The organism is Erwinia sp. B116 (assembly GCF_002865965.1).
Classification (GTDB): domain Bacteria; phylum Pseudomonadota; class Gammaproteobacteria; order Enterobacterales; family Enterobacteriaceae; genus Erwinia.
The window spans coordinates 266,829-289,026 of the sequence record NZ_JRZZ01000003.1 but is presented as its reverse complement, the minus strand read 5'-3'; the positions used below and the strand labels follow the sequence as shown (position 1 = coordinate 289,026).

The window sequence follows — 22,198 nt, the reverse complement described above, 5'->3', positions numbered from 1 at the left end:
ACTTACCCCTCATTTCCCATATAACGACCTATAACACACTAATTATCAAGCCTTACTTATCTGTCGCCGTGCTGAAGAGAGGCGCTGTTGCAACAGGTCTGAAGCCCGTTTTACAGCCAGTACGTCAGGCACTGCTTTACCGGGATACGTTACGTAACGCCAGATTCAGCGAGGAGACAGCTCTCATCTTAAGACAAATTTTTAGCCAGTCAATTAGCATTAAGGAACTGAATGATTTGATTTTGTAATAAGGGTTTACTTTGAGGGGAAATATCAGCGTCACGCGTGACGGTTTTGTTTTAATTACCGCAGGTTGCAGAGTTTTTAAGAATATACTTAGGTTACAGGTTTCTCCTTAAATTTAAGACTATTCACAGGTCAAAAGAGGGGAGGGGGTCGACGGGCAGGTGAACAGATGCCCGCCTGACGCACCCTTCTCGCGGCTGAATTGCAGCGTTGAACCGCGCAACAGGACGTTATTGGCGCGGCAGAGTCCCGCAACTTCCGTCGCTAACCGGAAAAAAAGTATGGTGTGAAAAAATTAATCTTTTACGGCCAGAGATCGGCCCTTCTGCCGCTAACAGGTAAGCGGTGCTGTTCGTCATCGCTAAGGGTTCAGCGTGATTTTTGTAACGGATAGCCCACCAGCGGCTTAATTTCCTTCAGTACAAACATACTTTGCATCTCTTTTATACCTGGCAGGCGGCGGATCACCGTCATGGAAAACTCCGCAAAGGCGTCGAGATCCCGTGACACCACCTGCAGCAGGAAGTCGGCATCGCCGCCGATGCTGTAGCAGGCCACTACGTTATCCAGCGCGGTCACCTGCTGTTCGAACTTTTTCGCATCGGCTTCGCTGTGGCTGTCGATGCTCACCCGCACAAACACCATCACGCCCAGCCCGATTTTGCGGCGATTCAGCACCGCACGGTAGCCCTGAATCACCTCCTCCTCCTCCAGCCTGCGCACTTTGCGCCAGCAGGGCGAGGCGGACAGGCCGATTTCGTCGGCCAGCGCCTGATTGGTGATGCGCGCGTCGTTCTGTAGCAGGGTGAGAATGTGCATCTCACTGGGGCTTAAGGTCATCAGGTCATTTCCTGTCTTTTGATGGCGGTTATCAGGTAAATTTTGCCCTTTTTTACTGTTTTTACAAACAATTCAGACCACCTTTTCCAGGTGGAACGGGCGATACTATTGCTCCGACGGCACATTAGAACAGGAATGATGATGAAATTTGATGCAACGCAACAACGCTGTACCATCGTGGTGGACGCCCAGCTTGCTCCGGGGCTGGCGATGAATGCCGCCAGCGTGATCGGCATCAGCTTCGGCCGCACGGTGGATAATCTGGTGGGGCCGGATCTGCACAGCGCAGACGGGGTCAGCTATCCGGGGGTGATTTATGCCCCACTGCCGGTGCTGAGGGCGGAAGGGAGCTATCTGCAGGCGTTGCTGCAGACGGCGCAGCAGGATGACGAGATTTACGTGATGCCGTTCAGCGCGCTGGCGCAGTCGTGCAAAACCTATGACGAGTACGGCGAGCGTATCTCGTCGGTCAGCAGCCCGCAGATCGCGCTGGTGGCGATCGGCCTGATCGGACCGAAAAAGAAGATTACCCGCCTGACGGGGAATCTGTCGCTGTACCGGTAACACCGCGCAGATGGCTGTCTGCCTCCTTCAGCCCCCGGATTTCCGCCTGAACGGCTTAATCCCTGCGGCTGCCGGGGGAGAGGGATGCCCGTTGAGCGGCTGGACGTGGCCTGCCGCTCAACGGTGTTGGCGCAGGCCAGCGGCGCGGTATTACGCCAGCCCACCGTCGACCAGCGCATCGCGTGAGATGGCGGCGATATTTTTGGCACCGGTCAGGGTCATCGCTACGCGCATCTCTTTTTCCACCAGGCTTAACAGATTCGCCACGCCCGCCTGCCCGGCGGTAGCCAGCGCATAGAGGTACGCGCGGCCCAGCAGCACGCTGTCCGCGCCCAGCGCGATCATCCGCACCACGTCCAGCCCGTTGCGGATGCCGCTGTCGGCCAGAATGGTGATATCGCCTTTGACCGCATCGGCGATGCGCGGCAGGGCGCGGGCGCTGGAGAGCACGCCGTCCAGCTGGCGGCCACCGTGGTTAGAGACCACGATGCCGTCGGCGCCGAAGCGCACCGCATCGCGGGCGTCATCGGCGTCGAGAATGCCTTTGATCACCATCGGGCCGTCCCAGGCTTCGCGGATCCACTCCAGATCGGACCAGCTGATTGACGGATCGAAGTTCTTCGCCAGGTAGCCGATATAGTCCTCCAGCCCGGTGGGTTTGCCGAGGTAGGCGGAGATATTGCCGAGGTCGTGCGGCTTGCCGTGCAGGCCGACGTCCCATGCCCACTGCGGATGAGTGACCGCCTGCAGGTAGCGGCGCAGCGCCGCGTTCGGGCCGCTCATGCCGGAGTGCGCGTCGCGGTAGCGGGCACCCGGAACCGGCATATCCACGGTAAACACCAGCGTGGAGCAGCCGGCCGCTTTGGCGCGTTCCAGCACGTTGCGCATAAAGCCGCGATCCTTCAGCACGTAGAGCTGGAACCACATCGGCCGGTCCATCGCCGGGGCGACCTCTTCAATCGGGCACACCGAGACGGTGGAGAGGGTGAAGGGGATGCCTTTCGCCGAAGCTGCCCGTGCCGCCTGCACTTCGCCACGGCGGGCATACATGCCGCACAGGCCGACCGGGGCCAGCGCCACCGGCATCGACAGTTCTTCGTTAAACAGCCTGGTCCGCAGGTCCAGCTCAGACATATCGTTCAGCACCCGCTGCTTCAGCGCGATCTGCGCCAGGTCATCGACGTTGCGGCGCAGCGTATGCTCGTTGTAGGCACCGCCGTCAATGTAGTGAAACAGAAACGGTGGCAGTATGCGTCTGGCGGCGGCGCGGTAGTCGCTGCCGGCTGAAATGATCATCGGTTTTCTTCCTTTATCCACTTATCTTCGTCGCCCGGCAGGCGCGAAATACGCTCCTGCCGGGCCGCATTTTCCTGCAGCGTCTTCAGCGTGGCGTGCACAAATCCGAGGTGCTGCTGTGCTGCGCGGCGCGCGCGTTCGGCATCGCCCGCGAGGATCGCCTGCAGCAGTTCAGCGTGCTGTTCGGTCAGCCGGGCGTGGATGTCCGGGGCGCTGTACATCCGCTGGCGGCTGTGCGCCACCGAAGTTTGCAGCAGATCGAAAAAGCCGCGCATGGTCTGCAGTAACACCACGTTGTGTGAGGCCTCGGCGATCGCCAGGTGAAAACGCACGTCGGCCTGGGCAGCCATCTCTTCGGAGCGGCTTTCCTGCTGGCAGAGGGCATCAAAACAGCCCTGCAGCTTCTGCTTATCCTCTTCGGTGGCACGCAGCGCCGCATACCAGGCGGTGCTGGCCTCAATGGCGTGACGCGCTTCAAGAATATCGTCACGGTAGCTGGGGTCGCCCGCCACAAGCGCCTTCAGCGGCTGTACGATACGCTGCTGTGACCAGCGTGCGCTGTCGTCCGTTTCGCAAAGCCAGGTACCGCCGCCGTGGCGGCTGTAGAGTACGCCTTCGGCAATCAGCGTGCGCAGCGCCTCGCGCAGCGACGAACGCGATACCCCGAGCACTTCCGCCAGCCGACGCTCGGCAGGCAGGCGTGCGCCGGGCGCCAGCTCAAGCTGCTGGATCTGCTCTCTGAGCCGGGCCGACAACGAGAGCGCGGCCGGTGGTACTGGGATGTTCATGGTCTTCACCTGCTGGCCTGAAGAAGCGGGAGGGGGCTTGCGCAGAGGAGTCACCCGACTGATAACTGGTAGGACCGTTCAGGGATTCAGCCTGCCTGCTGCACATATGGTTAATATTTTGTTATTTAAAAACAATCTTCGACGCGACTATTTTGCTTTTTTGCGGGCAGGGTACAGTTTTTTAGCGAAGTGGTAGGACCATAACCAGGCGCGGTGACAGGCGGTGGTCATCATATTTTCCTATGGCTGGCTAAAGGTTTGCGATTCAATTGCTTATGCTTAACGTCATGAAAATTAAGTCAAATTAGTGATTTCGTCTGTTACAGGCTGGTGACAGCACGCACTTTCCCACCCTACACTTTGTGCTTTGTGACGTGCTGCCGGTGGCGGTAGCCGATACGCCTATCACCTGGCCGGAGCCCCCTGATAACGATGTCCAATCCGCATGAGATCGTCGATCTGAGTAAACACATTCGCAAAATGGCTGAAGGTAAAATTGCCGATATTAATGATATCAACCGCGAAACCACCTTTCTGGCGCTGAATGCGCTGATTGAGGCAGCCCGCGCGGGTGAGGCCGGACGCGGCTTCGCCGTGGTGGCGAATCAGGTGAAACACGTCTCTGGCGTTATCGCGGATATTACCACCAGCCTGAACAAAGAGCTGGCGGGAGCGCTCTCTGAGCTGACGGCGCTGGGTGACAGCATGATTGCCCGCTTACGGGATCATCAGGGGCAGCGCTGTGTCGATCTGGCGCTGAATACCATCGACATTATCGATCGTAACCTGTACGAACGCTCCTGCGACGTGCGCTGGTGGGCGACCGATGCGGCAGTGGTTGCCTGCGTCAGCGCGGCGGACGCGGCGGCCTGTCAGCATGCCGCCCGCCGGCTGGCGGTGATCCTCAGCAGCTATACCGTTTACCTGGATATCTGGATCGCCGATGCTGCGGGCAACGTACTGGCTAACGGACGGGGCGATCGCTATCCAGTCAGCGGGCAAAACGTTCGCCATCTGGCGGCATTCAGTGAGGCGATGGCGACCCGCAGCGGCGATGACTATGTAAGCAGCGATGTGGCAGAGCTGCCACAGCTGCACAATGCGTCGGTGGCAACCTACGCCACGGCGATCCGTGAGCAGGGGGAGGCGCACGGCAAGCCAATCGGGGCGCTGATGATTTTCTTTGACTGGGCACCGCAGGCCACGGCCGTGGTCAGCGGGGTGCGGCTCAGTGAGGAGGAGTGGTCGCGCACGCGCTGTATGATCCTCGATTCGCACCACCGGATCCTGGCCAGCAGCGATGCCAGCGCCAGGCTGGGCGAGCGGTTTCCGCTGCACACCGACGGGCGCAGCAGTGGTTTCTTTCAGCCGGATGAAGGACGAACCGTCTCCTTCGCGCTGACCCCGGGCTACGAGAGTTATGACGGGCTGGGCTGGTATGGGGTGATCGAGCAGCGGAATTAATGTTCGCCGCCCCGGGCGGGGCGGCTGTACTGGTCAGCATCGAGCAGATTAACGGCCAGCATATTGCCATTTATTATCGCTGACGGGTTGACCACCAGCACAGCAGCGAGCCGAGGCTGACCATCGCGGCACCCTGCCAGAAGCTGACCGACAGGCTGGCGTTGAGCACCACCGCCGCCAGCATCGCCGAGATCACCGGAATAAAGTAGGAGGCGGTGGCCAGCAGCGTAACGTGACCGTGCAGGATCCCGATGTTCCAGGCCGCGTAGCCGAAGCCCATCGCCATCGCGCCCAGCAGCAGGTTCACCCCCACCCGCAGAGTAAAGACCATTTCCGGCTGCGGCGCGGCGAGGAATTTCACCCACAGCGTCAGCGCCGTCAGGATAAAGAACAGGGTGATGCCGTTGCTGCCGTTGGCAATCTTTTTAGTCACCACGCAGTAGATTGCCCAGATCGCCGCGCCGCTAAACGCCAGCCCGTAGCTGAGCGGATTGGAGGCGACGCTGGCCGCAATTTCGCTGAAGGAGAATGCACGGTCGCCGGCCAGCACCAGGCAGATGCCGGCGATCGATACCAGCATGCCGGGAATAATCAGCAGGCTGCATCTCTGCCTGGTAACGATCACCGACAGCAGAATGGTCATGCCCGGCCACAGGTAGTTAACCATACCGACTTCGATCGCCTGGGTGCCGGTGCTGGCGAAGCCCAGCGACAGCGACAGGCACAGCTCGTAGCAGACAAACAGCAGGCTGCCGGTAATAAGGTAGGCGCGCGGGAAGGTTTTTACTTTGGGAAAACCAAGGGTCAGCAGCAGCACCAGCGATGCCAGGCTGTAGATCATCGCCGCCCCGCCAATCGCCCCCAGCCCTTCGCTGACGCTGCGGATCAGCCCGACGATGGCGCTCCACAGGACGATAGCAATCAGCCCGATTGACGTTGCCTTTTTTGCTGTTATTTCCACTCAACCCTCTGCCATTATTTCCCCGCGCGGGCGGAGGGGATCCCCGCCTCGCTGATGGAAGCAGGCCGAAGCATTCACCCACGGCTGCCGCGCTGTAAGGTAGCAAAATCAGATGAGCCTGCGCTACGCCGTCAACGCCGATCTGAAAAATATCCAGCCAACAGCCCCGCAGCCCCGTAGTTCGGGGCTTTTATTTATCCGGCAGCTCGCTTTCCTTCAATTTCACGGCTGCAGATCCCGCTCATCCACCTCGGCCCAGGCCTGAGTGGCGGAGTCGTAGCTGTTTTGGGTGATCGTCTTTTTCATCAGTGACCACTGATAAAGCGGGACGCCCGGATCGTCATCGGACTGGGTAAACCGATAGTAGGAGAGCTGGAACGGGTTGCGGTCATAAGGGCTCTCGCCCTTTTTCTCTGCGTTGATCAGCCAGAAAGTGTTGCCGCGGCGAAACAGCTGATTATCCTCGACCAGAAACTCCGCGTCCGCCGACAGGCGGTAGTCAAACCAGGTAAACCGCTCGCTGTTTGCCACCGGCATAATGCTGAGGCCGCCGTCGCCGCGATCGACGAAGAAGGTCAAACCAAGATTAGGGTGGGAAGTGTTGTTATCGAATTGCGCGACCACGACATAATCCTGTCGCCCGTCATCATTGATATCCAGAGGATTTATTCCCTGTTTGAGCAGGACCGGAGAGAGGGCGCAGACGCTGTTGCTGAACGCTGCGGCCGTCAGCCAGCATAAGGCCCGCAGGGTGACTGTCATTATGCTTCCTTTCATCAGACACGCAGGGAGGGGAATCACAGGAAGATACGGCATTTGCTGATTATTGCTGTGCCGTCGGTGCGTTACAACGACGATGTGAGAACGTACAGCCGGTCACAAGGGAGTCGGAAACCGCTGAAACGAATGATAGTGCCATCCGTTCAGGCTCTGTTGGTTACTGATTACTCCACCTCGCCCTGCGCCAGCCGGCTGATATGAATGCTCAGCCAGGTCAGCTCGTCGTTGGGCAGCACCAGCTGGTGCTTCTCTTCAACGTAGTCACGCACAGCCCAGGCGACCTGCATCGCCTGTGGGTGAAAGCGCACCATTTCCTGATAGAAATCATCCCCGTTGCGACTGACGATCTTGCCCGCCAGCACCCGTTCGGCAAAGTAGCGCAGATGGGTGATAAAGCGGTTGTAGTTGATGGTGGTGATATCCAGGTTGCGGTTCAGCTTGTAGCGAACGATTTCGGCAATGCGGTTCACCAGCTGGACCTGCTGGTGGGCGTCGCCGTTGTCGCTCTCACCTGAGGCGTTAATCAGGTGAAAGGCGATATGCACCGCTTCGTCGTCGGGCAGGGTGATGCGAAAGCGCTGGTTCACCAGCGCCGTGGCACGCAGGCCCAGTTCATACTCGCGCGGGTAGTAGCGTTTCACTTCCCAGCTCAGTTTGTTCACCACGTTCATGCCGCTTTTACTGCGCTCAACGGCGAAGAACAGGTGTTCGGCCAGCGTGAACAGCAGCACGCTGTTCAGCTTCTCAGCGTACTGCGGCTGTGCCACGGCGATGATGTCGTGGGTAACGTCAAAAAAGGCCGCCGGCACGCTGTCGGTCAGAGAAAGAAAGTGCTGCGCTTTGTAGCTCTCCAGCGGAATAAACACCTGCTCGATATGACTGGCGTCAACCAGCGCACCGGGTTTGGTGCCAAAGCCGAGGCCTTTGCCAAACAGGATCATCTCGCGACCCTCCTGTTCAACCAGCAGCATACTGTTATTCAGCGACTTCTTAACTCTTATCACATGCGTTTCCCGCGGCCTGATGACTTAACTGAGATCGCTGCCGTTGGTGGCGATCACTTTCTGATACCACCAGAATGAGTCTTTACGCAGGCGGGCAAGCGAGCCGTGGCCTTCATCATCCTGATCAACATAGATAAATCCGTAACGCTTGGACATCTGTGAAGTACCGGCACTGATAATGTCAATTGTTCCCCAGCTGGTAAAGCCCATCAGCTCAACGCCTTCGTGGATCGCCGCCAGCATTTGCTCGAAGTGTGATCTGAAGTAGTCAATGCGGTAGCCGTCGTGGATTTTTCCGTCCACCACTTCGTCGCGCGAGCCGAGGCCGTTCTCCACGATAAACAACGGCTTCTGGTAACGGTCATACAGCTCCAGCAGGGAGATCTTCAGCCCGACCGGGTCGATCTGCCAGCCCCATTCGGACGCCGGCAGGTAGGGGTTTTTTACCCCCAGCACGGTGTTGCCCGGGATGCGCTCGGCGTCCGGCTGCGTCGATTCGGTCAGCGACATGTAGTAGCTGAAGGAGACGAAGTCGACGGTGTGGTTGCGCAGAATATCCAGATCGTCCGGCTGCATCTCAAGACGGATGCCGCGCAGCTCCAGGTCACGCAGGATCAGCGGCGGGTAGGCGCCGTTTACCTGCACGTCGGCGTAGAAGTAGTTTTCCAGATTTTTCTTCAGCGTTGCCTGCACATCATCCGGGTGACAGGTGCGCGCATAGGTGGTCAGTTTGGTCAGCATGCAGCCTACCTGGCTGCCCGGAATAATCGCGTGGCAGTCGCGGGTGACCAGCGCCGAGGCGACAAACTGGTGGTGCAGGCCCTGATAGATATCCTGCCGGGCATGGCCCGGTGCGCACTTCTCTTCGCGGATCCCGGCGGTGGTAAACGGGTGGCGATGGATGCTGTCGATCTCGTTGAAGGTCAGCCAGTAACGCACAAGGTCTTTATAACGATGGAAGCAGACGTTGCAGTAACGGACGAAGGCATCGACCACGTTACGGTGCACCCAGCCGTTGTACTTTTCGCTGAGGATCAGCGGCATCTCGTAGTGGGAGAGGGTGACCAGCGGCTCAATGTTGTGCTTACGCATCTCGCTAAACAGATCGTCATAAAACTGCAGGCCGGCTTCGTTCGGCTGCGCCTCTTCACCGGAGGGGAAGATGCGTGACCAGGCGATGGAGACGCGCAGCACTTTGGTACCCATCTCAGCAAACAGCGCCAGATCCTCTTTATAACGATGATAGAAGTCGATGCCGCGACGTTTTGGGTATTTCTCATCGTTCAGGCCGTTCAGCGCATCCTGAATATTTTCGTCGCTCAGCGCCATATGGCCGCTGTAGTCCTTTACGTCCATATTCGGCTTATGCGCAATCGCATCGGCTACGGACGGGCCTTTGCCCGCCACGTTCCAGGCGCCTTCCGCCTGGTTAGCGGCGATGGCCGCGCCCCATAAAAAGTTCTGCGGAAATACCGGGATATTCTGTTTCATACTGACTCCTTTAAGGTCATCACGTGATGAGTGCCGACGGCAGCGTCGGACGAAGGGGAGAGCACCTCGAAGCGGTCGCTGTTGGTGACGACCATCACCACCACCGGATCGAAGCCGGCGGCAGTAATCGCTTCAAGGTCAAACCTGACCAGCAGATCGCCGGCTTTAACGTGCTGATTTTCAGTGACTTCAGGCCAGAAGTTGCGGCCTTCCATCTTGATGGTATCAATGCCAATGTGGAAAATAATCTCAGCTCCGCTGTCGGTGAGCATACTGAGCGCATGGCCGCTCTCAAACAGGCTGCTGATGGTGCCGTCCGCCGGAGCATACAGCGATCCGTGCGTGGGGATAACGCCGATGCCGTCACCCATAATACCGGCAGAAAACACCTCATCGTTGACCGAGGAGAGCGGGATCACCTTGCCCTCCGCCGGGCTGTTGAGATCGAACGCGTTGACCCGCGTCGGCGTGGTGGCGGTTGCCTGCGGCTCCTCATGCCAGATCGCCAGGGTGACAACAAAGGTCACCACAAAGGCCAGCCCGGCACCGGCCAGCGCCCAGAGAATATTGGCCGGATTGGTCGGTGAGACGAACATTGAGATGCTGGCGAGGCCCGGGCCAACCAGCGCAAACGCTTCTACCGCCATCCAGCCGATAAAGCCGCCGCCGATCACGCTGCCGATAATCACCGCATACAGCGCCTTCTTATTCAGCAGCGTAATGCCGTACAGCGCCGGTTCGGTAATGCCGCACAGCGCGGAGAGACCGGCCGACAGCGCGGTGGACTTTTTCACCCTGTCGCGGCTTTTAAAGTAGATGGCAAAGCAGGTGGCCGCTTCGGCAATATTGTGCGCCAGCGACGCGGGCAGGTAGAGCATCTCGCGGCCGAACTGCGACATCGAAGCCACGGCGTAGGGGATCATCGGCTTGTGCATACCGGAGGCGACCATAAATGGCAGCACGGCAGCCAGCAGCGCGGTGGCGACAAAGCCCAGCTTGCCGTACAGCCAGAGGATCACCGTGGCCATGCCGGAACCCAGTTCAAAGCCGAGTGGGCCGAGCAGCAGCAGCGTCACCGGTACGGTGACCAGCAGCGACAGCATCGGTGACAGGAACACCCGCAGCGCCGACGGCGAGTAGCGGTTAAAGAACTTCTCGGTCTGGGCGTAGAACAGCACGCAGAGGATCGCCGGGAACACCTGCGAGGCGTAGGCGATATTCAGCAGATCGAACGACAGGAACTGTGCCCCCTCCGCCAGCTGTTTCGACATCGCCGGCAGCACCAGCACCGACACCGCCGAGACCGCCACCAGAATATTAACCCGCAGTTTGGTGGCGGTGGTGATCGCCACCAGAATCGGCAGGAAGTAGAGCGGGGCGGAGCCGATGGCGTCGAGCACCTTCCAGGTGGAGTTATCGCGGGTCAGCCAGCCCATTACGTCGAGCAGCAGCAGCAGCGATTTCAGCACGCCGCCGCCGGCAATCGCCGGGATCAGCGGCTGGAAAATGCTGATCACAAAGTCAATCAGATACGGCCCCCACTGGCGACGTGCGCCGGGTCTGGCCGCGTCAGGCTGGCGGCCTTCTGCCAGCTGGCGCACCGCCTCGTAGATCTCAATCACCTCTTTGCCGATGATAACCTGACACTGGACGTTGACCCGCACGCCCAGCACGCCCGGCACTTTTTCCAGCGCTGGCTGGTTGACCCGCGCGTTATCCACCAGGCTCAGCCGCAGCCGGGTTGAACAGTGCTCGATATGTTCGATGTTATTCACACCGCCAACCAGGTTAATTATTGTTTGTGCCGTTTCCAGATAGCTCATCTGACACCCCTTATTTTTCCCAAAAAAAAAGACCTGAAGCCCCGGTTTAAGGGAGCTTCAGGTCTTGCCTGGTTGATACCAGTGACACGCCTGCCCACAGTTCTATAGCGGCAGAGGGGGAAAGGCAATGAGATTACCGAATCGTGTATGGGAATTGTGAGCGAGGCGGCAAATTACGCTGTGGTGTCAGATACTGCTGGTTATCAGCCGGACTTACCGACGGTGAGCTGCTGATGCTGTTGCAGTTCATAGTCGATAAATGCGCCAATCATCGCCCGCCAGACGCTTTCTGCAATCTCCGGCGGCAGCCCCTGCTCACTGGCCTGCAGGCGAACCTTATCCACCACCTGCTGCACGCGGTCCGGCGCGCGCACGGCAGCGCTGTCTTTTTTAAAGGCGGCCGCCGCCTTAACACAGGCCGCGCGTTTCGCGATCAGTTTCACCAGTTCACTATCAAGGGTGTCGATTTGCCGGCGGAGTTCGTCGAGGGAGTTACCGATATTCATGTTGATCCTTGTAGCTAGTACAAAAGTACAAAGTACCGGTTTTACACTCTCTTTGCCAGTGGCTGAAAGGGCGAAATTTATGCATCAATGTGGGCTGGCTGGCGCAGATACACAATAATCAGCGTTCTGGCAGAACGAAAAAAGGCAGGGTGGTTAGCCCCGCCTTGCTTCAGGTTGCCGTTACCCCTTAGGGTCTTGCGGCAAGTTGTCTGATGACAACGATAATGCTAAGGCTGATGTGCAGAATTTGCAGTATCAGCAGAATGCTTCCCAGCAGTATCACCGGTGCGCTCCTTATCCAGCCAGAGCACCACACGCCGTTAATGCCTTTGGGTTTTCCCTCACGACGCATTTCTGCTTCACATTCAGGTGGCACTCTTTTAGGTTCAGGCAAACCGGGCAGCACCATCTGTTACCGGTTGGGAAAAACCAGGGATGAGTCCTTTCAGCTACCGGCAAGAGGTAACCTGATACTGCTGTGAGCAGGCTGATTATAATGGGGGAAAGGGATGTGATAACCTGCAAATCGTGCGTATTCTGTACTGAGTGACATTGACCTTACCTGTTGACGTGATACGATTTCATGGCTTCACACTTCAGGTGGTACGATTCTTTATGCGGCTACCAATCGCTAAAAGAGATAAAAAACCGACGTCATCGTCGGTTTTTTTTCGCCCTCATTTCTGCTCAGGCCAGCTTAATCATCACCATTCCGGCCAGCAGCAACAGCAGACCCAGCCAGCCTTTGCGGTTCAGGCGCTGACTAAACATCACCCAGCCCGCTGCAATCGTCGCTATCAGGCCGAAGCCACCCCACAGGGCGTAGGCAACCGCAAGATCGATGCCTTTCACGGCCTGCGATAATGCGCTGAATGCGGCCAGCACGCCCAGCAGGGAGAGTACGCCGTAAGCCTTACGTTTAAAGCCGTTCGACAGTTTTAGCAGGATATTAGCGGCAATTTCAAGCAGAATGGCCACCAGCAGCCAGAGAGCATGTACCCATTCAAACGCCTGCATGATGCCCCCCTGCCTGCGTCTGTGCGGCTCGTGGGGTTTTACTGCGGGTGCCCGTTTTAATCAGGGCGATACCGGCTATCAGCGTGGCCAGTCCGGCGACTTTCATCAGTGATACGGACTCATCAAACAACAGCACGCTGAACAGGGTAATAAACAGGATCCCCACCCCTTCCCACATGGCGTAAGCCACGCCGAGAGCGATTTTTTTTACAGAAAAGGAGAGGAAAATATAGGACAGGGCGATCATCACCAGCATCAGCAGATAGCCGCCGTGGTGGTCATTTACATCTGCCCATTTCATCGACAGGGTGCCGGTAATTTCAAAAGCAATGGCCAGAGCCAGCAGGAACCAGTAACGCATAATATCTCTTCCACAAGAGAGTCATCATCGTGCGCCAGCCCACCGTTTGCGCGAGGCTACGGGGCTGAAAGCAGAAAACAGAGTCGGCAAAGCCACGCAGAAATGCGTTATGCCGCAGGCGGAAGAGCAGGACTAAAGTGCGTTACGCCAGTGTTGTTCACCGGTAATGAGGGCGCTGAAGGTGCGTGTTGAGGTAAAGCAGAAGCGTTCGTTTCTGAACAAAGTATCCATATAATTTACAACTTATCCGCGTTGTTGCTTCTCGTCGGTGCGGAAAGAAAATTGTCCTCAGTTGTTGTACACCCGCGGATCCTAGCCTGGTTCATAACGTAAAGTGACGAAATTTGCGCTTCTTTACGCTGGGTGCCGGTAAAGCTGCGGCTGTTAACGGGCTGCCACGAAAAAAGGCGGGTGGTGAAACCCCGCCTTGATTCAGGTTACCGCTGCTCCTTACGGTCTTGCGGCAAGTTGTCTTGCGACAACGATAATGCTAAGGCTGACGTGCAGAATTTGCAGTATCAGCAGAATGCTTCCCAGCAGTATCACCGGTGCGCTCCTTATCTGAACAGAGCACCACCCGCCGCTTATGCCTTTGGGTTTTCCCTCGCGGCGCGTTTCTGGCTTAGTGAAACAACAGGCACTCTGCAGGTTAAGGCAAACCGGGCAGCACCATCTGTTTCCGACCGGGAAATTTTCAAATCCTTTTCAGCAACCTGCCAGAGACAGCTTCGTGTAATCATTAAGCTTCGCGATTATAAGCATTCGAAGCTTAAGCTCGAACCACATATTGTGCGTTTTTCAGGCGGTTGCTTATTGACCGCAGGGCAGGGGGTGATAACATTATCTGGCTTAGTGATACAGCAGGTATTGTTCCGTTGCAGGGCTACCAACCTGAAAATGGGGCGGATTAGGGCAGGCTGGTTACCTTGCCTTAATTCAGTTTGCGTTGAGGCCTTATAAGGCTTAGTAAAGTGTATTGCGACAACGAGAATGCTCAGGTAACGAAAAAAAACCGACGGTAAAGTCGGTTTTTTTTCGTCCCTGTTCAGGCTATCGATGGCGGTTCAGACTCTGCTCGCCATTCATCCACAGGCCCCGGCAAAAATTACCCCGCGCGCGCTCATCTCACGCTGCCAGCGGGCGGCGCTGGTGGTCCAGTAGACGGACTTAACGCCGAAACGTGCCAGCTCCGCCTGCGACCAGGAGAACCACTTCTCCGGGAATTTCTGCCGGTAATCCGCCAGCAGCTGTGGGCAATAAGCGATCTTTTCGCTGACGCCGATCGTCTGGTAAAACTGGCTCTCCTGTTGTGCCAGCGCGATAAATTCGGGCTGTGTGACAAACTTTTGCGCCGTCATCCCGTCTTCGCTGTTTTCCATCGCGATCTCGCTGGCCGGGCTGTGCAGGCTGCCGTGCCACAGCAGGTAGCTGTTCTGGCCAATATATTTGTTTTTGCCTGCGGGGAACAGGTAGCTGGCGCAGGCGGACGCACAGACGTTTCTCACCTCAACGTCAACGCCGCGCTTGTGGATCTCACGGCCTAATTTCATCGCTTCCACGACGTCGCCGCCGATGCTGTTGAGGGAGATCTTCTCCACCCGCCGCATCTTTAGCTGGTCAATCACCTTGTCTGCCGAGCCGGTAATAATCTGGCCATCGTAGTAGAGCGTACCGTTACGCACGCTGATTTCCGGTGGTGAAAGCAGCACCCGCTCGTCCTGAATATCGATGGCCTGTGCGGCAGCGGTCGGTGCGCTGAGCGCGCAGGCAAGCAGCGGCAGCAGCGTAGAGAGCGGGGATAAGCGTGGCAACATGATTGCGGGTTCCTTGTGCAGTGGATCAGGCGGCGGGCGCAGGCGCATGGCGTTGGCGATACGTCAGTCATGTCCGTAGTACCCTTGAGTTTACTTGATTCCCGTCCCTGCTGTCGCACAACGCGTTGCCCAAAGGCAGAACGGCGCGTGAGCGGCAGGTGGTTCGCGCAAAAAAAACGGCAAATGTGGAGCCTTTGCCATGAAATCGTCAGGTAATGTAAATAAATGTATCAATGTTGAGTGATTATCATTTAAATTTAGCCGGTCTGATTTGACTCTCTTACCTCGGGAAAAAACAATGTCCTCATCTGTCTTTAAACGCCGTGCTGTTGCCGGTGCGCTGGCGCTTGCCCTGCTGGCAACCGCCACCTCAGCCCTGGCTGAAATCAAAACCCTGACCGACGTCATCGGCCGTCAGGTGAAGGTCGACCTGCCTGCCAAGCGCGTGGTGCTGGGTTTCTACTTTGAAGATTATATGGCCGTGGGCGGTGAGAAAGCCTTTGATTCGGTGGTTGGCCTGTCGCGTGAAGCGTGGGAAGGCTGGGTGCCGGCTAACTGGGCGATGCACGTTGCGCACCGCCCGTCGCTGAAAGACATTCCTGACGTGGGTGAAGTGGAGGCGCAGAACTTCTCGGTGGAGAAGGTGCTGAGCCTCAACCCGGACCTGCTGATCCTCGCCGACTGGCAGTATCAGGCGCTGGGTGCCGATATCAAGCGTATCGAGAAGCAGGGTATTCCGATCGCGGTGGTCGACTTTAACGCGCAGACCGTTGAGCGCCACGTGGCATCCGCCCGCGTGCTGGGCACGCTGACCGGTCAGGACGCGCGGGCGACAGAAATCGCCGATCTTTATGCGGCGTCGTTGAAACAGGTGGCCGATCGCGTGAAGGCCTCCGGCAAGCCGCAGCCAAAGGTTTACGTCGAGTTTGGCAATAAAGGCCCGGAAGAGTACTCCTTCACCTACGGCAAGAACATGTGGGGCGCGATGGCCACCGCGGCCGGCGGCAACAATATCGCCACGCCGTTTGTTGAGTGGTGGGGCCCGCTGAACCCGGAGCAGGTGCTGGCCTCGCAGCCGGACGCTATTTTCATCGCCGGGCGTGAGAACAACGCCAACCCCAATGCGCTGCCGATGGGGCAGGGGGTAAAAATTGACGACGCGCGCGCGAAGCTGAAGGGCTTTGAGCAGCGTGCCGGCTGGAGCGGACTGCCGGCGGTGAAAAACGGCAAGGTCTATGGCGTTTATCAGGGCGCATCCCGTACCCTGTCTGACTTCGCGATGGTGCAGTATATGGCCAAACAGCTCTATCCTGAGCAGTTCAAAGACGTTGACCCGCTGGCTAACTACCTCAACTTCTACAAAAAATACCTGCCGGTCACCCCGGAAGGCACCTTTGTGGTCGGCGTTAAGTAACGATCTTCCCCCGGTGGCCCGCGGATAAGGCGGGCCGCCCACCGATTGTCTCGATCGCGCCGCTGCTGCTGCGCGTGATTTTCCGGATACGCCCATGACCTTTTCCTCAGCCAGCCGCAACGCCATTGCCGCGCACCGCGCGCGCGAACGTAAGCGCTGGCGTTACGTGCTGCTGTTTTTAATGATTACGGCGGTCAGCCTGGTGTTTGATATCGCCACCGGCCCGTCGATGCTCTCACCCTCTGAGGTGATCCGCTCGCTGACCGGGCTGGGCGAACGCGCGGCGATGACCGACGCCATCGTGCGTGAACTGCGGCTGCCGATGGCGCTGATGGCGCTGGTGGTCGGCGCGGCGCTCGGTGCCGGCGGCGTGCAGATGCAAACGTTGCTGAACAACCCGATGGCCAGCCCCTACACGCTGGGGATGGCGGCGGCGGCCGGTTTTGGTGCCGCGCTCAGCCTGGCGTTTGGCGGTTTCGGGCTGAACCCGATGTTCGCCGTGCCGATCGGCGCGTTTCTGTTTTCGATGATCGCCGCGCTGTTCCTGTTTATGCTGGCCTCGATGCGCCGGGTGCGCACCGAAACCATTATTCTCGGCGGCATCGCGCTGCTGTTCCTGTTCCAGTCGCTGCTGTCGCTGATCCAGTTTCTCTCCGCGCCGGAGCTGTCACAACAGATCCTTTTCTGGCTGTTCGGCAGCCTGACCAAGGCCACCTGGCCGACGCTGCTCCTTACCACGGTGGTGACGCTGGTCTGCTGCCTGCTGCTGCTGGCCGACTCGTGGCAGCTGGCGGCGCTGCGCATGGGCGAAACCCGCGCGCGCAGCCTCGGCGTGAACGTGCGGCGCCTGCGCATGAAGGTGCTGGTGATCGTGGCGGTGATGACCGCCACCGCCACCAGCTTCGTCGGAGTGATCGGCTTTATCGGCCTTGTGGCCCCGCATATTGCGCGGATGGTCGTGGGTGAGGATCAGCGCTTCTCGCTGCCGATGTCGGTGCTGAGCGGCGCGATGATGCTGTCGGCGGCGTCGGTGCTGTCGAAATCTATCGTGCCCGGCGCGCTGTTCCCGGTCGGCATTGTGACCGCGATCGTTGGCGTGCCGTTTTTACTGTGGCTGATCTTTGCCCCGCGCAGGAGCGCCTTATGATCGCCCTCGACGGCATTCAGGTGCAGCGCGCTGGCCGCATCATTATTGATAACCTCAGCACGTCGCTGGCCGCCGGACAGATCCACGTGATTATCGGCCCCAACGGCACCGGAAAAACCACGCTGCTCGGCGCGCTGTTTGGCGAGCTGCCGCTGGCGACCGGCGCGATCCGCTGTGGAGAACGCGAGTTAACCACCGGCAAGCCGCGCGGAAAAACGCTGCAGCAGTGGCGCGATGCCATCGCCTACCTGCCGCAGGACAGCACGGCGGATATCGGCCTGACGGTGCTGGAGGTGGTGGTGCTCGGGCGGTTGGGCAGGCTGTCGCTGCATATCGATGACGAGACGCTGGACGCGGCGATGCAGCGGCTTGAGCAGGCCGGAATCGGCCATCTGGCCGAACGCGATATCGCTTCGCTTAGCGGTGGGCAGCGGCAGATGGTGCTGTTTGCCCAGGTGATGATGCGTGAGCCTGAGGTGATGCTGCTGGATGAACCGGTCAGCGCGCTGGATCTTAAACATCAGCTGGCGCTGCTCAACCTGGTGCGGCGCGAAACCCGCGCGCGCAACTGGGTAACGGTGATTGTGCTGCACGATCTCAACCTCGCCTGCCAGTACGCGGACAACCTGCTGGTGGTGGCCGGTGGTCAGCTGCAGGCCGCGGGGCGGCCGCGCGAAGTGATTAACGCGCAGCTGATCGGTGACACTTACGGCGTCGAAGTCGAGATCCTGCATGACCGGGCCGGTAACCCGGTGGTGCAGCCGATGGGGATATCGGCACAGGGTGACGCATAGTACAGATAGCCAGTGCAGGCTGATGTGACTTAGCCTGCCTGACTGCCTGACTGCCTGACTGCCTGACTGCCTGACTGCCTGACTGCCTGACTGCCTGACCGCCTGTTAACTCGCCTGACTCTTAACTCGTCCGTCTGTCCGGTCCCTGATATAACCGCCAGGGGGCCGGTGAACGGAGAGCGGGCTTCAGCAGAAAAATGCGCGCCAGATCGCGTTTTTAAGATCAGCGCGCTGAAACCGGCGGCGTAACAGAGTAGGGTGCCCGCAATACGGGCGAACGGGCAGGCAGGATGGTCGATTTTACTCTGGTGTTACAGCTGCTGCAGCAGATGTGCGTGTTCCTGGTGATCGCCTGGCTGATGAGCAAAACCCGGCTGTTTATCCCGCTGATGCAGGTGACCGTCCGCCTGCCGCACAAGCTGCTGTGCTATGTCACCTTCTCAATCTTCTGCATTCTCGGTACCTATTTCGGCCTGCATATCGAAGACTCGATTGCCAATACCCGCGCCATCGGCGCGGTGATGGGCGGCCTGCTTGGCGGGCCGGTGGTCGGCGGGCTGGTGGGGCTGACCGGCGGCCTGCACCGCTATTCGCTGGGCGGGATGACCGCGCTGAGCTGTATGCTTTCCACCTTTACCGAAGGGCTGCTCGGCGGCCTGTTGCACAGTTACCTGCTTAAACGCGGCCGCCCCGACCGGGTGTTCAGCCCGCTGACCGCCGGCGGCGTGACGCTGGTGGCGGAACTGGTGCAGATGGCGATTATTCTGCTGATCGCCCGCCCGTATCAGGACGCGCTGCACCTGGTGAAAAACATCGCCGCGCCGATGATGGTCGCCAATACCGTCGGCGCGGCGATGTTTATGCGCATCCTGCTCGACAAGCGGGCGATGTTTGAGAAATACACCTCGGCCTTCTCGGCCACCGCGCTGAGGCTGGCGGCAGAAACCGAGGGGATCCTGCGCCAGGGGTTTAACGAAGAGAACAGCATGAAGGTGGCGCAGGTGCTTTATCGCGAACTGGATATCGGCGCGGTGGCGATCACCGATCGCGACAAGCTGCTGGCCTTTACCGGCACCGGTGACGATCATCACCTGCCCGGCACGCCGATCGCCTCGGATTATACCTGGCGGGCGATTGAGAGCGGTGAGGTGGTCTACGCCGACGGTAACGAGGTGCCTTACCGCTGTTCGCTGCATGATAACTGCAAGCTGGGTTCGACGCTGGTGATCCCGCTGCGCGGTGAAAATCAGCGGGTGATCGGCACTATCAAGCTCTATGAGCCGCGTAACCGGCTGTTCAGCTCGATCAACCGCACGCTGGGCGAAGGCATCGCGCAGCTGCTGTCGGCGCAGATCCTTGCCGGGCAGTTTGAGCGGCAGAAGGCGCTGCTGGTGCAGTCGGAGATCAAGCTGCTGCACGCGCAGGTCAATCCGCACTTCCTGTTTAACGCGCTGAATACGCTGGTGGCGGTGATCCGTCATGACAGCACGCAGGCCGCGCAGCTGGTGCAGTATCTGTCGACCTTTTTCCGCAAAAACCTCAAGCGACCGGGCGACGTGGTGACGCTGGCCAACGAGCTGGAGCACGTTAACGCCTATCTGCAGATTGAGCTGGCCCGCTTCCGTTCGCAGCTGCGGGTCGATCTGCGGGTACCGGAGTCACTGGCGCAGCTGCGGCTGCCCGCATTCACCCTGCAGCCGATCGTCGAGAACGCCATCAAGCACGGTACTTCACAGCTGCTGGGGACCGGGGTGATCGCCATTGACGCCCGCACCGAGGGTGAACATCTGCTGCTGACCGTCGAGGATAATGCCGGACTCTATCTACCCGGCGCGGACGGCAGTGGCCTCGGTATGAGCCTGGTCGACAAGCGCCTGCGCGGCCGCTTTGGCGACGACTGCGGCATCAGCGTCAGCTGCGAGCCGGAGCGCTATACGCGCATCACCCTGCGCCTGCCGATGAGCGCCTGAGGAAAAAACCTATGCTGAATGTACTGATCGTCGATGACGAGCCGCTGGCGCGCGAGAACCTGCGCGTGCTGCTGCAGGATCGGGCCGATATTACCATTGTGGGGGAGAGCGCCAACGCCATTGAAGCGATGGGCGCGGTCAACCGGCTGCGGCCGGACGTGGTGTTCCTCGATATTCAGATGCCGCGCATCAGCGGGCTGGAGATGGCCGGTATGCTCGATCCGCAGCAGCGCCCCTGGATCGTGTTTCTGACCGCCTTTGATGAGTACGCGGTGAAGGCGTTTGAGGAGCACGCGTTTGATTACCTGCTTAAGCCGGTCGATCCCGCCCGGCTGGAAAAAACCCTCGCCCGCCTGCGCGAGGTGCGGCCGCTGCAGAATATCGCCGCGCTGGAAGGCCCGGAGCCGCTGAAGTTTATCCCCTGCACCGGCCACAGCCGTATCTGGTTGCTGCCAATGGAGGAGGTGGCGTTTGTCAGCAGCCGGCTGAGCGGCGTGTACGTCACCAGTCAGGACGGCAGGGAGGGCTTTACCGAGCTGACGCTGCGCACGCTGGAGAACCGCACGCCGCTGGTGCGCTGCCACCGTCAGCACCTGGTGAACATGGCGCACCTGCGCGAGATCCGCCTGGAGGATAACGGCCAGGCGGAGCTGCTGCTGCGCAACGGCCAGACGGTGCCGGTCAGCCGCCGTTACCTGAAGCCGCTGAAGGAGCGGCTGGGGTTGTAACAGCCCAGGGGTTAACGCGGCCGCAGCGCCTCGAAGGTGCCGCGGATCTGCGATTCCGGCAGCTGCTGGCCGATAAACACCAGTGTGCTGCGCTTCGTCTCTTCCGGCTGCCACTCGCGGTCCCAGTCGGCGCTGTACAGACGCTGCACGCCCTGGAACAGCAGCCGGCACGGCTGGTCGGCGATCCACAGCATGCCCTTATAACGCAGCAGATCCTGGGCAAAGCCGCCGAGCAGCTCTTCCATCGCCGCCGACACCGCCGCCAGTTCCACCGGGTAGTCCAGCTCAACCACCAGAGAGGCGATCATCGGCTGGGCAGGCGCGATAAAGCGGAAGCGCGGCGCGGGCTGCACCACCTGCTCCTCCAGCATAAAGCCGCGGGTGTCAAACAGCAGCGCCAGATCGATCTGGCCGTTAACCACCGGATGGACCGGGGCGCGGGCGTTGATGCGCTGCAGGCGTTCAACCAGCTCCGCGCTGTCGCCGGCCACGTCGGTTTTGCTCAGCAGCAGACGGTCGGCGTAGCCGACCTGCGCCTGGGCAAGGCTGAAGCGCCCCAGCTGTTCAGCGGCGTGCACCGCATCCACCAGGGTAATCACGCCGTCCAGCAGGTAGCGCTGGCACAGCACCTCGTGCGAGAAGAAGGTGTGAATAATCGGGCCGGGATCGGCCATGCCGGTGCACTCGATAATCAGCCGGTCAAACGCCAGCGTGCCGTTATCCAGCCCGTCGAGCAGGTCGAGCAGCGCATCCTCCAGATCGTTAGCGCGCGAACAGCAGATGCAGCCGTTGGTCAGGGTTCTGATTTCCGTGGCGCGGTCGCCAATCAGCTGGTCGTCGATCGCCACGCCGCCGTACTCGTTCTCAATCACGGCAATTTTGTAATCCTGCTGTTCGTGCAGAATATGGCGTAACAGGGTGGTTTTACCGGCACCGAGAAAACCGGTCAGTACCGTAACTGCAATCGGGTTCATAACGTTCCTTAACAGCAGCGCATGCCGCCTTTACCATCGCCGCCGTAGCGCGCCTGCTGGCGCTCGCGGAAAAATTCTTTATAGGTCATCGCCGGCTGGTCCGGATGATTGGCCTGCATATGGGCAACGTAGGTATCGTAGTCGGGGATGCCGACCAGCATCCGCGCGGCCTGGCCGAGATACTTTTTTGCCGCGCCTAAGTTATCAAACATATTC

21 protein-coding genes are annotated in these 22,198 nt (G+C 59.2%); 7 read left to right on the top strand and 14 right to left on the bottom strand.

The window, feature by feature from the left end; translation table 11 throughout:
• Positions 1 to 615 precede the first annotated feature (615 nt).
• The gene (locus tag NV64_RS04125) at positions 616 to 1,086 is read right to left on the bottom strand and encodes an Lrp/AsnC family transcriptional regulator (protein ID WP_056231631.1); all 471 of its coding nucleotides are present in this window, start codon (positions 1,084 to 1,086) and stop codon (positions 616 to 618) included.
• Positions 1,087 to 1,227: 141 nt separating this feature from the next.
• Between NV64_RS04125 and NV64_RS04120 the strand changes: the two genes are divergently transcribed.
• Positions 1,228 to 1,650 carry a DUF2000 domain-containing protein gene (locus NV64_RS04120; protein ID WP_056231633.1) on the top strand — a complete coding sequence of 141 codons (423 nt, stop codon included), beginning with the start codon at positions 1,228 to 1,230 and terminating at the stop codon, positions 1,648 to 1,650.
• A gap of 150 nt (positions 1,651 to 1,800) precedes the next feature.
• On the opposite strand, the gene lldD is transcribed toward NV64_RS04120, so the two are convergent.
• Positions 1,801 to 2,946, bottom strand: a complete 1,146-nt coding sequence (gene lldD, locus NV64_RS04115; protein WP_056231635.1) for an FMN-dependent L-lactate dehydrogenase LldD — start codon at positions 2,944 to 2,946, stop codon at positions 1,801 to 1,803.
• A complete protein-coding gene (gene lldR, locus NV64_RS04110; RefSeq protein ID WP_056231637.1) occupies positions 2,943 to 3,734 on the bottom strand; it encodes a transcriptional regulator LldR in 792 nt (263 codons plus the stop codon). Before lldR ends, lldD begins: the two co-directional genes overlap by 4 nt.
• Positions 3,735 to 4,166: 432 nt before the next feature.
• Between lldR and NV64_RS04105 the strand changes: the two genes are divergently transcribed.
• Positions 4,167 to 5,198, top strand: coding sequence for a methyl-accepting chemotaxis protein (locus tag NV64_RS04105; protein WP_056231640.1), 1,032 nt, complete (start codon positions 4,167 to 4,169; stop codon positions 5,196 to 5,198).
• 73 nt (positions 5,199 to 5,271) lie between these two features.
• Here NV64_RS04105 and yddG read toward each other — a convergent pair whose 3' ends face one another.
• The 9 genes from yddG to NV64_RS04060 form a co-directional block, all read right to left on the bottom strand.
• A complete protein-coding gene (gene yddG / locus NV64_RS04100) occupies positions 5,272 to 6,153 on the bottom strand; it encodes an aromatic amino acid DMT transporter YddG (RefSeq protein ID WP_101505390.1) in 882 nt (293 codons plus the stop codon).
• 228 nt (positions 6,154 to 6,381) lie between these two features.
• Positions 6,382 to 6,921, bottom strand: coding sequence for a hypothetical protein (locus NV64_RS04095; RefSeq protein ID WP_056231642.1), 540 nt, complete (start codon positions 6,919 to 6,921; stop codon positions 6,382 to 6,384).
• Between the two features lie 182 nt (positions 6,922 to 7,103).
• Positions 7,104 to 7,943 carry a PRD domain-containing protein gene (locus NV64_RS04090; RefSeq protein ID WP_056231643.1) on the bottom strand — a complete coding sequence of 280 codons (840 nt, stop codon included), beginning with the start codon at positions 7,941 to 7,943 and terminating at the stop codon, positions 7,104 to 7,106.
• Positions 7,944 to 7,967: 24 nt separating this feature from the next.
• Positions 7,968 to 9,434 carry a glycoside hydrolase family 1 protein gene (locus NV64_RS04085; RefSeq protein WP_056231645.1) on the bottom strand — a complete coding sequence of 489 codons (1,467 nt, stop codon included), beginning with the start codon at positions 9,432 to 9,434 and terminating at the stop codon, positions 7,968 to 7,970.
• Entirely contained in the window at positions 9,431 to 11,257 is a 1,827-nt protein-coding gene (locus NV64_RS04080) for a beta-glucoside-specific PTS transporter subunit IIABC (protein WP_056231648.1), read from the bottom strand. The genes NV64_RS04085 and NV64_RS04080 overlap by 4 nt, the downstream gene beginning before the upstream one ends.
• A 203-nt stretch (positions 11,258 to 11,460) precedes the next feature.
• The gene (locus NV64_RS04075; protein ID WP_101505378.1) at positions 11,461 to 11,763 is read right to left on the bottom strand and encodes a chorismate mutase; all 303 of its coding nucleotides are present in this window, start codon (positions 11,761 to 11,763) and stop codon (positions 11,461 to 11,463) included.
• A gap of 687 nt (positions 11,764 to 12,450) precedes the next feature.
• Positions 12,451 to 12,780: a multidrug/spermidine efflux SMR transporter subunit MdtI gene (gene mdtI / locus NV64_RS04070; RefSeq protein WP_056231656.1), complete on the bottom strand. Its 330-nt coding sequence runs from the start codon at positions 12,778 to 12,780 to the stop codon at positions 12,451 to 12,453.
• Positions 12,767 to 13,141, bottom strand: coding sequence for a multidrug/spermidine efflux SMR transporter subunit MdtJ (gene mdtJ / locus NV64_RS04065; protein ID WP_056231657.1), 375 nt, complete (start codon positions 13,139 to 13,141; stop codon positions 12,767 to 12,769). The genes mdtI and mdtJ overlap by 14 nt, the downstream gene beginning before the upstream one ends.
• 1,082 nt (positions 13,142 to 14,223) lie before the next feature.
• Positions 14,224 to 14,955: a hypothetical protein gene (locus tag NV64_RS04060; RefSeq protein ID WP_056231659.1), complete on the bottom strand. Its 732-nt coding sequence runs from the start codon at positions 14,953 to 14,955 to the stop codon at positions 14,224 to 14,226.
• 298 nt (positions 14,956 to 15,253) lie between these two features.
• On the opposite strand from NV64_RS04060, the gene NV64_RS04055 reads away from it, so the two are divergent.
• From NV64_RS04055 to btsR, 5 genes are all read left to right on the top strand, one after another.
• A complete protein-coding gene (locus tag NV64_RS04055) occupies positions 15,254 to 16,369 on the top strand; it encodes an ABC transporter substrate-binding protein (RefSeq protein WP_101505376.1) in 1,116 nt (371 codons plus the stop codon).
• Between the two features lie 94 nt (positions 16,370 to 16,463).
• On the top strand, positions 16,464 to 17,516 hold the full coding sequence (locus NV64_RS04050) for an iron ABC transporter permease (RefSeq protein WP_101505375.1): 1,053 nt from the start codon (positions 16,464 to 16,466) through the stop codon (positions 17,514 to 17,516).
• Complete coding sequence (locus tag NV64_RS04045) at positions 17,513 to 18,310, top strand: ABC transporter ATP-binding protein (RefSeq protein WP_101505374.1); 798 nt, start codon at positions 17,513 to 17,515, stop codon at positions 18,308 to 18,310. The genes NV64_RS04050 and NV64_RS04045 overlap by 4 nt, the downstream gene beginning before the upstream one ends.
• Positions 18,311 to 18,600: 290 nt before the next feature.
• Positions 18,601 to 20,280, top strand: coding sequence for a sensor histidine kinase (locus NV64_RS04040; RefSeq protein ID WP_056231665.1), 1,680 nt, complete (start codon positions 18,601 to 18,603; stop codon positions 20,278 to 20,280).
• Between the two features lie 11 nt (positions 20,281 to 20,291).
• Positions 20,292 to 21,008, top strand: coding sequence for a two-component system response regulator BtsR (gene btsR, locus NV64_RS04035; RefSeq protein WP_056231668.1), 717 nt, complete (start codon positions 20,292 to 20,294; stop codon positions 21,006 to 21,008).
• 11 nt (positions 21,009 to 21,019) lie between these two features.
• On the opposite strand, the gene yjiA is transcribed toward btsR, so the two are convergent.
• Complete coding sequence (yjiA, locus tag NV64_RS04030; protein WP_056231671.1) at positions 21,020 to 21,982, bottom strand: GTPase; 963 nt, start codon at positions 21,980 to 21,982, stop codon at positions 21,020 to 21,022.
• Between the two features lie 8 nt (positions 21,983 to 21,990).
• A complete protein-coding gene (locus tag NV64_RS04025) occupies positions 21,991 to 22,194 on the bottom strand; it encodes a YbdD/YjiX family protein (RefSeq protein ID WP_056231673.1) in 204 nt (67 codons plus the stop codon).
• Positions 22,195 to 22,198 lie beyond the last annotated feature (4 nt).